General features: G+C 55.9%; 12 protein-coding genes. 3 read left to right on the top strand and 9 right to left on the bottom strand.

What is annotated here, in order from left to right:
• Positions 1-2: 2 nt before the first annotated feature.
• On the top strand, positions 3-1,406 hold the full coding sequence (locus ACR0JR_RS01150) for a TRAP transporter large permease (protein WP_480454715.1): 1,404 nt from the start codon (positions 3-5) through the stop codon (positions 1,404-1,406).
• A 50-nt stretch (positions 1,407-1,456) separates the two neighbouring features.
• Here the strand turns inward: ACR0JR_RS01150 and ACR0JR_RS01155 are convergent, their stop codons facing one another.
• Genes ACR0JR_RS01155 through rocF form a run of 3 tightly spaced genes read right to left on the bottom strand, consistent with a single transcriptional unit; the run spans position 1,457 to position 4,347 of the window.
• Entirely contained in the window at positions 1,457-2,500 is a 1,044-nt protein-coding gene (locus tag ACR0JR_RS01155) for an ornithine cyclodeaminase (RefSeq protein WP_480454716.1), read from the bottom strand.
• Positions 2,501-2,506: 6 nt separating this feature from the next.
• Positions 2,507-3,427 carry a citrulline utilization hydrolase CtlX gene (gene ctlX, locus ACR0JR_RS01160; RefSeq protein ID WP_480454718.1) on the bottom strand — a complete coding sequence of 307 codons (921 nt, stop codon included), beginning with the start codon at positions 3,425-3,427 and terminating at the stop codon, positions 2,507-2,509.
• Positions 3,427-4,347, bottom strand: a complete 921-nt coding sequence (gene rocF / locus ACR0JR_RS01165; protein WP_480454719.1) for an arginase — start codon at positions 4,345-4,347, stop codon at positions 3,427-3,429. Before rocF ends, ctlX begins: the two co-directional genes overlap by 1 nt.
• An 86-nt stretch (positions 4,348-4,433) precedes the next feature.
• Between rocF and ACR0JR_RS01170 the strand changes: the two genes are divergently transcribed.
• Entirely contained in the window at positions 4,434-4,862 is a 429-nt protein-coding gene (locus ACR0JR_RS01170; protein ID WP_170778927.1) for an Lrp/AsnC family transcriptional regulator, read from the top strand.
• 91 nt (positions 4,863-4,953) lie between these two features.
• Positions 4,954-7,560: a bifunctional lysylphosphatidylglycerol flippase/synthetase MprF gene (gene mprF / locus ACR0JR_RS01175; protein WP_480454720.1), complete on the top strand. Its 2,607-nt coding sequence runs from the start codon at positions 4,954-4,956 to the stop codon at positions 7,558-7,560.
• Between the two features lie 3 nt (positions 7,561-7,563).
• On the opposite strand, the gene ACR0JR_RS01180 is transcribed toward mprF, so the two are convergent.
• From ACR0JR_RS01180 to ACR0JR_RS01205, 6 genes are all read right to left on the bottom strand, one after another.
• The gene (locus ACR0JR_RS01180; protein WP_480454721.1) at positions 7,564-9,114 is read right to left on the bottom strand and encodes an efflux transporter outer membrane subunit; all 1,551 of its coding nucleotides are present in this window, start codon (positions 9,112-9,114) and stop codon (positions 7,564-7,566) included.
• Between the two features lie 11 nt (positions 9,115-9,125).
• The gene (locus ACR0JR_RS01185; protein WP_480454722.1) at positions 9,126-10,271 is read right to left on the bottom strand and encodes an HlyD family secretion protein; all 1,146 of its coding nucleotides are present in this window, start codon (positions 10,269-10,271) and stop codon (positions 9,126-9,128) included.
• Between the two features lie 21 nt (positions 10,272-10,292).
• Complete coding sequence (locus tag ACR0JR_RS01190) at positions 10,293-10,655, bottom strand: DUF3302 domain-containing protein (protein WP_170421206.1); 363 nt, start codon at positions 10,653-10,655, stop codon at positions 10,293-10,295.
• Between the two features lie 34 nt (positions 10,656-10,689).
• The gene (locus ACR0JR_RS01195) at positions 10,690-11,259 is read right to left on the bottom strand and encodes a disulfide bond formation protein B (RefSeq protein WP_480454724.1); all 570 of its coding nucleotides are present in this window, start codon (positions 11,257-11,259) and stop codon (positions 10,690-10,692) included.
• Between the two features lie 11 nt (positions 11,260-11,270).
• Positions 11,271-11,426 carry a DUF5993 family protein gene (locus ACR0JR_RS01200; RefSeq protein WP_010439542.1) on the bottom strand — a complete coding sequence of 52 codons (156 nt, stop codon included), beginning with the start codon at positions 11,424-11,426 and terminating at the stop codon, positions 11,271-11,273.
• 101 nt (positions 11,427-11,527) lie between these two features.
• Positions 11,528-12,289, bottom strand: a complete 762-nt coding sequence (locus tag ACR0JR_RS01205; RefSeq protein WP_170778919.1) for a DeoR/GlpR family DNA-binding transcription regulator — start codon at positions 12,287-12,289, stop codon at positions 11,528-11,530.
• Positions 12,290-12,349 lie beyond the last annotated feature (60 nt).

Consider the following 12,349-nt stretch of genomic DNA (forward strand, 5'->3'; position numbering starts at 1 on the left):
CCATGGATACGATTGATATCGGCCTTTGGGTCACTGCCGGTCTGCTGATCCTGGTCGTCACTGGTATGCGCGTGGCTTTTGCTGCTGGGCTGGCAGGGTTGGTTGGCCTTATTTGGATATTCTGGGCCAAGTTTGGGTATGATCCCGAACGGTTTGGTAAGGCACTGACGGTGGCCGTCAAAACGGCAGGGCAGGTGCCGCATTCCAAGGTGGCGTCTCATACACTCAGCCTGATCCCAACATTCATTCTGATTGGCTATCTTGCCTATTACGCCGGGCTGACGCGCGCCCTGTTCGAGGCGGCAAAACGCTGGGTGGCATGGGTGCCTGGCGGATTGGCTGTTTCAACAATCTTTGCGACCGCCGGTTTTGCAGCGGTCTCAGGTGCCTCGGTCGCCACATCAGCCGTTTTTGCAAGGATCGCCATCCCCGAGATGTTGGCCGTCGGCTACAACAAGCGCTTCGCCGCCGGCGTCGTTGCCGCTGGCGGGACCTTGGCTTCGCTCATCCCTCCATCCGCGATCCTTGTGATCTACGCCATCATTGTTGAGCAAGATGTGGGAAAACTGTTGCTTGCGGGCTTTATTCCCGGTGCGTTCTCGGCGGTGATTTATGGCTTGTTGATCGTTGCCATCGCCGTGATTTTCAAATCCGTCGGGCCGCCTGTGACAGGATTTACCTGGAACCAACGATTTGCGGCGCTTCCTGGCGCGTTGCCCATCGTGGCAGTGATCCTCATCATCATCTGCTTCGTCTATAACCCGTTTGGCGACAAGGCCTGGGGCACCCCAACCGAGGGAGGAGCCATCGGGGCCTTCATCGTGTTCTGCTTTGCCCTGATCCATGGGATGCGCTGGCCAGAGTTCAAGTCGGCCTTGCTTGAAACCGCCAAACTGACCGCCATGATCTTTGCGATCATCTGGGGCGTTCTGATTTATGTCCGCTTTTTGGGATTCGCTGATCTGCCCGGAGCGTTTTCCGACTGGATCACCTCGCTCGAGATGTCGCCGATGCTGATCCTGATCTGCATCTTGCTGGCCTATGCAGTGCTGGGCATGTTCATGGATGCGATCGGCATGCTGCTTTTGACACTGCCTGTCGTGTATCCCGCCGTTATGGCCCTGAATGGGGGCGAGGCCGTTAGCGCCGAAGACAGCGCCTTTGGCATGTCCGGGCCGATGTGTGCGATCTGGTTTGGTATTCTTGTGGTGAAAATGGCCGAGTTCTGCCTGATCACACCACCCATTGGCCTGAATTGCTTTGTCGTTGCCGGGGTGCGCCCTGACCTTAGTGTTCAGGATGTGTTCAAGGGGGTGACGCCTTTCTTCATTGCAGATGCTCTGACCATAGCGCTGCTGGTGGCTTTTCCGGGGATCGTTCTCTACTTGCCATCGCTGGCCGGATAAGAAAAAGCCCTGGCCAAAGGCCGGGGCACAGTTATTGATGTGCGGGTTCTTTATCCTGCCCGCATCAACATCCCAAACAGGTCCCTTGGGTCGTCAGGGTCTGCGAGCATATCCAATGCTTCATAGAAATCAGTGCCTTCAATTGCACTTTTGATATATCGTAATGCCGAAAAATCTTCGATTGCGAAGCCCACACTGTCAAACAACGTGATCTGTCGATCGTCGGTGCGGCCTTTGGCCTGTCCGGTCATCACTTCCCACATCTCGGTGACCGGGTGATCATCCTCCAGAGCCTGTATTTCACCTTCGATCCGCGTTTGCTCGGGGTATTCTACAAAGATATCCGAGCGCAGAAGGATATCGCGGTGCAGTTCGGTTTTGCCGGGGCAATCGCCGCCAATCGCGTTGATGTGGACGCCGGGGCCGACCATATTGTCTGTCAGGATGGTAGCGTATTTCTTGTCAGCGGTGCAGGTCGTTATGATCTGAGCGCCTTCGATTGCGTCCTCCGGCGTTTTACAGGGCACGACCGTCAGCCCTTTGCCCTGCAGATTGGCAGCACATTTCGCCGTCGCGTTCGTATCGGTGTCGTAGAGCCGGACAGTATCGATCCCGCACATGGCTTTGAATGCGAGACACTGGAACTCGGATTGCGCTCCGTTTCCGATCATCGCCATCGTCGTCGCCGATTTGGGTGCGAGGTATTTGCCAACCAGCGCCGAAGTTGCTGCCGTCCGCAGAGCGGTCAGTATAGTCATTTCGGTCAATAATGTCGGGTAGCCGGTATAAACATCAGCCAGCAGGCCAAACGCTGTCACGGTTTGCAGGCCCTCAGACGTGTTCTTGGGGTGACCGTTTACGTATTTGAACCCGTAAGCCTCACCATCCGAGGTTGGCATCAGTTCGATTACGCCGTGTGGTGAGTGAGCCGGGATGCGGGGCGTTTTATCAAAACTCTCCCAGCGTTTGAAATCAGCTTCGATCTGCGCAGCAATCTGTGTGATCATCTGTTCGACCCCGACGTGGTGAACCAGACGCATCATGTTGTCGACGGATACAAACGGCACGAGGGCCTTATCAGAGGGTTGCATCAAAGACTCCTATCGGCGGGAAAGATGGATACCAGCGATCATACAACGTACGGATCCACCGGCTGTTTCAATTGTGGGAACCGAGAGCGGCAGCGGAGTTGCGCCGGCTTCGATAACTGCGACTTGAGCGGGCGTAAGAGCCATTAGCGCACGGCTGGACAGCGCCAAAACAAGACCATCGTTGCCGCTAAGCTCAATCGCGTTTCCTGCAAAATCTGCGATCTGTTCTTGAGACAGATCGATGACAGTACGACCAGACTCCTCAAGCCGTGCCCGAATTGTTGCCCGACGTTCTGGGTCGGAAATCATGTCCAAACAGATCAGCGCGTAGTGCGTCCCGATCCCCATCAGGACATTGGTGTGATAGACATCCCGGCCTTCGGCATCCTTGGCATCGAATGCGATCGGCTCATAGTTGAAATGCGTACAGAAGCGCTCCAACAACACCGGATCGGCGCGGTTGGACCGAACGGTGTAAGCAATACGTCCAACGTGATCCAGAACCATTGCGCCCGTTCCCTCGAGCGCGAGGTCGTCTTGTTCGAGGCCGGAATAGTCGATGACGTCCTGCACTCGATATTCACGCTTCAGCAACTCGATCACATCTGCGCGTCTCTCGCGCCGGCGCGATGGTACGAACATCGGATATACGGCGACATGACCGCCCGGATGGGTCGAAAACCAGTTGTTTGGGAACACGCTGTCGGGTGTATCGCGCTCACCTTCATCGTCAAACACATGAACGGTCACACCAGCAGCGCGAAGCTGTTCTACTGCTTTGTCGTGCTCATCCCGCGCAGCCGCTGAAGTCGCTGCGGTAGATCGATTTGCCAGCGTTTGAAACGCATTGTCGTCTCGGGTTTCTGGATTCGACGCGAATGCATGGGGGCGCACCATCACGACAGCCGAAGGCGATTGAAGAGATATCATCAGAAACTCCGGGTCGGGCGATCGAAGATGCGCCGCCCCATAAGCGAGGCCGCAAGATCGACCATCAGTTTTGCGGTTCGGCCGCGCTCATCAAGGAACGGGTTCAACTCGACGAGGTCCAGCGAACAAACGAGGCCGCTTTCGTGCAGGAGTTCCATGACCAGATGCGCCTCACGCTCGGTCGCGCCTCCGGGGACTGTGGTGCCAACTGCTGGTGCGATCGAGGGGTCAAGGAAATCCACATCCAACGAGACATGCAGGATGCCGTTGGCCTCGCGTACTTTGTCGAGAAAGGCCAGAAGTGGGGTCTTGATGCCGTGTTCATCGATGCTGCGCATATCGGCCAGCATCGCGTCATCCTTTTCCAGCGCCGCGCGTTCGGCTGGATCAACCGAGCGCAATCCTATCATCCCAACGCGATTGGTTGGGATTGGAGTGGTTACAGGAGGAAAGGGCTCAAACCCCGGTTGACCGGTGAAATAGGCGACGGGTGTTCCATGTAAATTGCCGCTATCTGTGCTGCGCGGTGTATGAAAATCACTGTGTGCATCCAACCAAAGAACAAAGAGCGGGCGCCCGATTTTATCCGCATGTGCCGCCATCCCTGTCACCGTCCCCATCGACAGCGCGTGATCGCCGCCCATGAAGATCGGCAAACCTTGCTCCGCGACTTCATTCGCAGTCCGGCTCAACGCCTGTGTCCAGCCCACGCATTCCGGAAGCGAGAACAGATGGGCGTCTTCTGGCACATCTACCTGATCCGGGTGAGTATCGCCGATGTCGGTCACGGTATGTCCCAGGTCAGACAGCGCTTGTTCAAGCCCGGCAACACGGTAGGCGTCGGGCCCCATTCGGCAGCCCTGACGATGTTTGCCAGCATCCATCGGAACCCCGGCGAGAATGATGTTCTGTTTGCTCATAAGTCTATCTATCGATACGATATGAGTTGAGAGAAGAGGGCAAATTGATCAAACTGGATCAACAAAATTCTATTTGGTAAATACGTATGGACGAACTGGATAATAGGTTGCTGAATGCGCTGCATAGGGACGCACGCGCATCGCTGTCAGAGTTGGCCGAAATGCTTGGCGTAACCCGAACGACTGTGCGCAGCCGGCTGCAGCGTCTCAAGCAATCTGGCGAAATCGTGGGGTTCACTGTGGTGACCCGGCAGGGTGTGTCGGAAAGCCCCGTACGTGGATTGATGATGCTTGGAATCGAAGGTCGCGGGACCGAGCGGATCCGGTCCCGGCTGGCTGCGATGCGGCAAGTTCGGGCAGTACACTCGACCAATGGCAGTTGGGATCTGATAGCCGAGATCGGCACAGATACTCTGGACGAGCTTGATGAAGTGTTGTTCCAGATCAGGCGGATGGAAGGCATCACGCGGTCCGAGACAAACCTGTTGCTTTCTACGCGCAAGGGCCGTTCGTGACAGGCTGTTCAAGCCACTTTGACGGATTCGAGAATCGTGCAAAGCTTTGAATTAACACTGATCTGAAGATCATAGGGCAGGGACGTACGGTATGACCACAGAGGCGAGCACCAATGAGACGCGCGTGGAAAATTTGGCCGAGCGCGTAGCAGGGTTGCTGGAAAAGCCATTGGTCAAGATTGCGGTTCCGCTGCTGATCACCGGAATAGCACTCGCGGTTCTGCACGACCTGTCTGCACATGTGAAATGGTCAGATATCCAAAGTGATATCGCGGCGAAGCCTGGGAAATTCATGTTCTTCGCGCTGTGTTGGACGGCGTTCAGTTTTCTGTCTCTATCATTCTATGATGTCCTTGCCGTGCAGAGCGTGGCTGGTGGAAAGGTGCCTTTGCCCGTTGCCGGAATGGCTGGGGCGAGCGGTTACGCAGTATCGAATTGCCTTGGATTCTCTTACATCACCGGCACAGCGATCCGATATCGGATCTATGCCTCGCTCGGGCTGGATTTGGGGCGCGTTGCGGGAGTGATCGCGACCTCGTGGGTGGCGTTCTGGATGGGGCTGGTTCTGCTTCTGGGCCTGCTGCTTACCATCCATCCTGACGGTATTTCCAAGGTCCTGCCCATCAGTGAGACAATGGAAACTGTGATAGGCCTCTGCATGCTTGCGGGGCTGATTGTTCTGTTTGTCTGGCTTTCAAGCGGTGGGCGGCGATTGGCGTATGGCGGCTTCGGGTTCAACCTGCCGGGTGGTAAGCTGGCCAGCTTGCTGACAGTCGCGGCAGTTGGCGATCTGTTCGGCGCGTCCATGGCGCTATGGGTATTGATGCCTGACGATCTGGGTGTTGGCTATCCATATTTCTTCGCGGTCTATATCGGTGCGATCGCGGTGGGTATCCTCAGCCATGCACCGGGCGGAATAGGCGTGTTCGAAGCGACCCTGATTGCAGGCCTCGGGGCATCGGGCCGGTCTGATGTCATTGCTGCACTTCTGCTGTACCGGCTGATCTATACTTTTTTACCATTTGCCATTGCCAGCCTGTCGATTGCGGTCGCATCGGCAATGACTCAGCGCCAACGCATCGGGGGCGCGATGAGCTGGGTTTATCGCGCAATCCGCCCCATTGTCCCGATGGTGGCTGCAGGCGTTGCGGCAGTGGCTGGGGTGATCTTGCTGGTCTCTGGTGCCTTACCCTCCAGTTCCCAAAACCTTGGCGTACTGCGTGCGGTGCTGCCTTTGTCGTTTGTCGAGGCCTCACACCTCGCAGGCAGTGTAGTGGGCGTTTTGTTGCTATTGGTATCGCGCGGGCTATTCCGCAAACTCTATCGCGCATGGGTGGTGGCCATGTTGTTGATGGCGGCTGGTTTCTTTGCCTCGCTCGCCAAGGGGCTGGATACACACGAAGCCCTGTCCTTGCTGTTTACGATTGGCCTTCTGGCGATGTTTCGGGGGGCTTTCTACCGGGTTAGTGGTGCGTCGATCTTTCGGCTGAATATCCCATGGCTGGTCAGCGTAGTCGCATTGCTGGCAGTCATTTTCTGGATCGGGTTGTTCGCTTATTCCCATGTTGAATACGAGAACGCCTTGTGGTGGGATTTTGCCTGGAGCGGCGATGCCTCACGTTTCCTACGCTCAAGCCTTGTTGTCGCTGTGATCCTTGGCATTGTGGCGGTGAACTCTCTGTTTGGGAGAGAAATTCGGGCTCCGGTTCGCACTGAAATTCCCGAAGTCGTTGAACGGCTTGTGATGGAAAGCGAAGACACCGAGTCTCAGATTTCGCTTACGGGCGACAAGCAATTCCTGATTTCACCCGACGAAACCGCATTCCTCGCTTATGCCGATACTGGCAACGCGCTCATCACCAAGGGTGAGCCGGTGGGAGATGAAAAGGCAGGGCAACAACTGATCTGGCAATTGCGAGAAATGGCCGATCGCGAAGGCAAGCTTTGTGCCTTCTACAGTGTATCGACCAAGTATCTGCCAACTTTCCTCGACCTCGGCCTATCTATCTTGAAGATCGGAGAAGTGGCCCGCGTGCCGCTGCAGGATTTCTCTCTGGATGGAAAATCGCGCAAACGGTTTCGTCAGGCCAAGAACCGGGCCGAGCGTGAAGGGTACAAGTTCGAAATCATCCCCAAGGAACAGCTTGCTCCGATGTTGCCCGAGCTTCGTCAGATCTCGGACGACTGGTTGGCGCAAAAGGCGGGTGAGGAAAAAGGTTTTGCACTGGGCGGCTTTGATGATGCCTACCTGTCCTATTTCGACCACGCCGTTCTGCGGGATGAGACAGGCAAGATCATGGCTTTCGCCAACCTGTTTCAAGGCGGAAACAAATCCGAATTGTCTCTGGACCTGATGCGTTACGAACCCGACAGCCCCAGTTTTGTCATGGACGCGCTGTTCGCCGAGATGATGGTCTGGGGTTCCGAGCAGGGATTCCACTGGTTCTCGCTGGGCGCTGCTCCGTTCTCTGGGATTGAGAACCGGCAGTTGGCCTCGCTTTGGAATCGGATCGGTGGGTTCGTTTATGAACATGGCGAGCAGTTCTACCACTTCGAAGGCCTGCGCGCCTTCAAGCAGAAATTCGATCCGGAATGGAGCCCCAACTATCTGGCCAGCCCTGGCGGATTGGCGGCGCCACGTATCCTCTACGAAGTTAACATCCTGATCTCGGGTGGCCTGCGCGGGTTGACGAAATAGCGTTTAGTTCAGGCTGGCGCGTGTTGGCGTTTTCTCAAGCAGATCACCCCAATCGGTGCGATAGGCCATTTCGGCCAGAACAGTCTCGGGTAGGAATTCCTGATTCTGACGGATCTGCCAGCCGCCACCCAAACCTTTGTAGATCGCGACCAGATTGGACGAGACTTCTTGCCGCGCCTCGATCAAGTTTGCTTGTGAACGGAGCAGGGCAGTCTGTGTATTCAAGATACGGGAATAACTGGCGATGCCATCGCGGTATTGATCAACGGCTATGTCAGCAGCTTTGCGCGATGCTTCAACGCTACGCTGATAAAAGGTGACCTGTTTGCGCGCCTGTGCATAGGCGACCATCGCACTTTCAACCTCTGAATAGGCGGTCAGCACAGTGTTCTGGTAATTTGCGATCAACGCCTGATAAGCCGCATCCTGAGCGCGGACGTTGTTCTTGATGCGGCCATAGTTCAGGACATTCCAGACAACGCCTGCACTGGCCAATCCCGTGGCACTATTGGTACTGAACAGATCGCGCCCGCCCGACGCTTGTAAGCCGATCGAACCAGACAGGATGAATTGCGGATAGAGATCAGCCAAAGCGATCCCCACCTGCGCCGACTGCGTGGCTGCCGCAAGTTCGGCGGCGCGGACGTCGGGCCGCCGCCGTAGCAATTCGGCGGGGACTCCCACAGCTACGTTGCTGCGCCCTGTTGGAATGCGACCCGAGTTTCCGATCAAGCCCGCCATCTGAGACGGCGTTTTTCCCAACAGAACCGCAAGCGCGTTCTTGGCCTGTTGGATATCGCTTTCCAACTCGGGCACCAGCGCTTTGGTGTTGTTGAGCAGTGCGGTTGATTCCTGCACATCCAGCTCGGTCGTCACGCCGTTGTTAAAGCGTAACTGGGTGAGGTCTGCCGATTCCTGCTGGATCGTGATGTTCTCCCGCGCGATGCGCAGAGCCTCCTGCAAGGAGCGGATGTTGATATAGAGCGCTGCAACGTCCCCGGTAAGCGTGACTAGAGCGTCGTCATAATTGGCGACCTGTAGTGCAAGGTTAGACCGTGCGGCCTGTACGCCGCGACGTTGTTGGCCCCAAACGTCTAGCTCCCATTGCGCATCAAAACCCACTTGCGAGGTTGAGAATTCGGTGTCCAAAGGGATGATACGCCGGATATCCGAAATCGGCCCAAGGTTGTCGCTGATCTGTCGGCGTTGCAGCGAGCCGCCCACAGCTTGTGATTGCGGGTAAAGCTCACCAAATGCGATGCCAAGCTGCGCGCGGGCCTGCAGTACGCGGGCACCGGCGACCTGCAAGGTCAGGTTTTGCGCATAGGCTTCGGCGATTAGTTTGTTCAGCGTCGGATCGTTGAATGTCTCCCACCAGCGCACAACGGGGGCGCTGCGCGAGGTCAGGCCGCTTTGACCCGCGCTGGGATTGTTAACCTCCATCCATTGCTTCACCACTGGAGAGTTGGGACGCACGAAATCAGGCCCCACCGGCGTACAGGCGGCGAGAGTGGCAGCGCAAAGGGCGGTGCCCAACAACCGGCGGAGAGTCATCTTACGCATCCTCAGATATCCAGCGGCCGGATGAAGTTGGCAAAGGAATAGAGACGGATATTGATGCGCCTCAGAAACTCAAAACTTTGGCCCATGCCCGTGTAGATTGCCACGGCCGCATGGCCACCAGCGGGGAAGGTGTGCCCCTCAGGCACATCGACTGAGATTTGAACAGCGATCCGACCGGGAAGCTTCGGCAGCTCAAAGCCGGGCAGGCGGCCTGAGGGCAGGTATTGGCCTTGCCGTGTGGCCCACCAGACGGCTTCGACCTTCCCGGTTAGAATTTCGCCGGGGTACAAGTCCAGCGCAACTTCAACCGGTTGGCCGACTTCTACGAATTTGAGATTTTGCTGTCGGAAGGTTGCCAGAATATAGGGGCTTTCTTCAGTGACGAAGCTGGCAATGGCGCCCAGACGAATTTCCCCCACAACCATCCCCGGGCGGGCCTGTTGCGAAACGATCATGCCATTTTCAGGGGCGTAGATCGTTGTGTTTTCAAGAAAGTACTCTGCTTCGGCCAGTTGGGCCTCAGCTTCCAGTATGCCGGTATTCACCCCGTCGATCTGTGAATCCAGCGCGAGGTTAGCCTTTTCCAGATTGGCCTGAGCCTCTTTGATTTTCGCCTGATCTTCCGCGACCTGTTCGTTCCAGCGATCTAGTTCGTCCTGACGTGCCCCACCAGCCGGAACAAGGTTCTCGTATCGCGCCTGTTCCGTTTGGGCATACGCCAATTGCGCATTTGCACGCTCAACCGCTTCGCTTGCAGCTATGACGTCCTGTTCGAGAATTTTCGCGTTTTGCTGCGCCGCCACCAGTTGCGCATTTGCCTTGTCCACGGCCAGCGAAAACACCGTGTCGTCGAACTTATACAGCGGATCGCCCTTCGTGACCCATGTGTTGGGCTCTACCAGAACCTCGGACAGGATTGTGGGCTGTGTCAGGCGCGGTACGATCTGGATCGTGGACCGCACGACGTGGCTGTCGACTGAGAAGGGCTGAAAGAACCGCAGCGCGACCAAAAAGATCAGCAGCAGATGAGCGCCGACCCAGAACGAGACGATCCCCCACATGATGTTGAATTTCAGCCATTCCATCTTGAAGAAGATGAACCAGACAAAAATGATGTAGAACAGCGTGATGCCAAGGGCGACAAACATGAGTGCTGAATTCCTTTGGCGTTAGGCTTGCTTGGTTTCGTCGGTGTCCAGCGGGTCTTGGTATTCCGGTTTAACGGTGCCGCCCAGACGCTTGATCTCATCCCGGATCGCTTTGCGTTCTTCATCAGGGCCACGGCGCATGTCGACGGTCACCCCGTCATGGAACGCCCAGATAAAGGCATGCACCCACGGGACAATAGCCAAAAAACCCATCCATCCCATGATCTTGACGGCTTCGGCGTGCGGGTGGTTGCGTTTGATCGCAATCCGTCCGGGCAGGCCCATGAGGAACAGAAACAACGCCATCACCGCTGCCAACAGCAGAATAAGCGCCACGAATGTCAAATAGTCATAGTAGCCTAGCGGCTGCCCCAAAAGTCCCATGCTCGCGCCTCCTGTTGGGAAGGTTGTGCCATCCTCAGTTGTTGTTGCCCAGTTCGTCAATCAATTTGTAACTGGTCGGCGGGTCCGCACAAATGGTTGGGCCGCATTCGATCAGGGTCGAGATCGCGTTTAGCCCCGCCAGAGCCAACAACGTAAAAAATGCAGCTTTTGCCAACCCGCTTCCTCCGAAACGCGGGCCTTGTTGAGCGTCACTGACATATTGCCTGTCAAACATCAGCATGATCGTCGTTCCCAGAAGGACCAGAAAAAAGCAGATGGCGGCCCAGGTGTAGTAGTGCAGCCCTAATACGGGAGAGCCGTAGTGGCCCGTGCCTGGTACGATATGCAGCAGGATTTGACGGATCGAAACGCTGCCTCCGTAAAGTGCGGCAAGCAGCATCAGCGCATAGTGACGCGCACGCGCTCCGTAAAGCAGGTTCAGCCCAAGTCCAACGCCGACGGCGACAAAACCGACCCTCTGCAACAAACAAAGCGGACAGGGCAACTCGTTCAGCGAAAACTGATAGGCGTAGGCCAATACAAGTACGAGGCTGACAGCAAATGCGCCAACGGCATTCAGGGTGCGAGACAGTTCAGGTGTCATTGAAGCCCCCCCTACAGCTGAATGGTCAGCGTGCTGGTGGCGTGAAATTTCAGCCAATAGACGCTCAACGCCAGAGTGATCAGAAACAGGGCCATTCCGGCGTTTGTCCGGCCAAAGTAATTTAATCCCATTGTGACTGTAAGTAACGAAAATAAAAGCGCGATCATGGTCCGCTGCCGCCCCCCTTGCGCCAATTGCAATTGATCACGACTTTGTCATCTGGATTGTGGTCTGGCAAGCAAAGACAACCGAAAGGCGCAGTAGAGGGCTATTTGCATTCCATAATTTGCGTTTGCCAGTCATTGCATTTCCGGGCCAGCGTTTCAGGGAAGTCAGAATCTGTATAAACCGTATCAATATCCGCCAATGACGCTATGCGCGCAGGTGCGGTTCTGCGGAATTTGGAGTTGTCAGCGACGAGGCTGATCTGCCGTGCCTGTTCAATGATTGTTTGGCTGACCAGTACTTCCTGTAGGTCAAAATCCATCAAATCTCCGTCCAAATCTAAGGCCGAGCATCCAATTATGGCGTGATCAAATTTGAATTGCCGGATGGTTGAAACTGCCAGATTGCCTACCAGCCCGCTATCCGATCGGCGCAGAACACCACCTGCAACGACAATCTGACAATCCGGGTTCTCTACAAGGATATTGGCCACGTTCATGTTGTTGGTTACGACCATCAGATTCTTGTGGTCGAGCAACTGTCGTGCGACGGCCTCGGTCGAGGTGCCGATATTCATAAAGATCGAGCTGCCTTCCGGAATATCTGCTGCGCAGCGTTCGGCGATGCGAATCTTGGCCTCATGGTTCAGGGCACGCCGGTCTTCGTAACCAATATTGGACACGCCCGAACGCAGAACGGCCCCTCCGTGCACCCTGTCCAGTTTTCCTGCATCTGATAACTCGGACAGGTCGCGGCGGATGGTCTGAACCGTCACCTGAAAGCGTTCGGCCAGTCCGTCGACGGTAACGCGACCTTCTACATTGGCGATTTCAAGAATGTCTGATTGACGGAAGGATAGTGACATAGATCAGCTCTGCGCTTGGGATAGTTCGTTTTTGTTCTATTTTTTGAAACTGACAAGACT

This window comes from Ruegeria sp. AA3 (assembly GCF_056542905.1).

Coding starts and splice junctions, on each gene's coding strand:
- ACR0JR_RS01180 (WP_480454721.1), bottom strand. CDS start 9,114: ATGACTCTCCGCCGGTTGTTGGGCACCGCCCTTTGCGCTGCCACTCTC.
- ACR0JR_RS01205 (WP_170778919.1), bottom strand. CDS start 12,289: ATGTCACTATCCTTCCGTCAATCAGACATTCTTGAAATCGCCAATGTA.
- ACR0JR_RS01190 (WP_170421206.1), bottom strand. CDS start 10,655: ATGGGACTTTTGGGGCAGCCGCTAGGCTACTATGACTATTTGACATTC.
- mprF (WP_480454720.1), top strand. CDS start 4,954: ATGACCACAGAGGCGAGCACCAATGAGACGCGCGTGGAAAATTTGGCC.
- ACR0JR_RS01195 (WP_480454724.1), bottom strand. CDS start 11,259: ATGACACCTGAACTGTCTCGCACCCTGAATGCCGTTGGCGCATTTGCT.
- rocF (WP_480454719.1), bottom strand. CDS start 4,347: ATGAGCAAACAGAACATCATTCTCGCCGGGGTTCCGATGGATGCTGGC.
- ACR0JR_RS01185 (WP_480454722.1), bottom strand. CDS start 10,271: ATGTTTGTCGCCCTTGGCATCACGCTGTTCTACATCATTTTTGTCTGG.
- ACR0JR_RS01150 (WP_480454715.1), top strand. CDS start 3: ATGGATACGATTGATATCGGCCTTTGGGTCACTGCCGGTCTGCTGATC.
- ACR0JR_RS01200 (WP_010439542.1), bottom strand. CDS start 11,426: ATGATCGCGCTTTTATTTTCGTTACTTACAGTCACAATGGGATTAAAT.
- ctlX (WP_480454718.1), bottom strand. CDS start 3,427: ATGATATCTCTTCAATCGCCTTCGGCTGTCGTGATGGTGCGCCCCCAT.
- ACR0JR_RS01170 (WP_170778927.1), top strand. CDS start 4,434: ATGGACGAACTGGATAATAGGTTGCTGAATGCGCTGCATAGGGACGCA.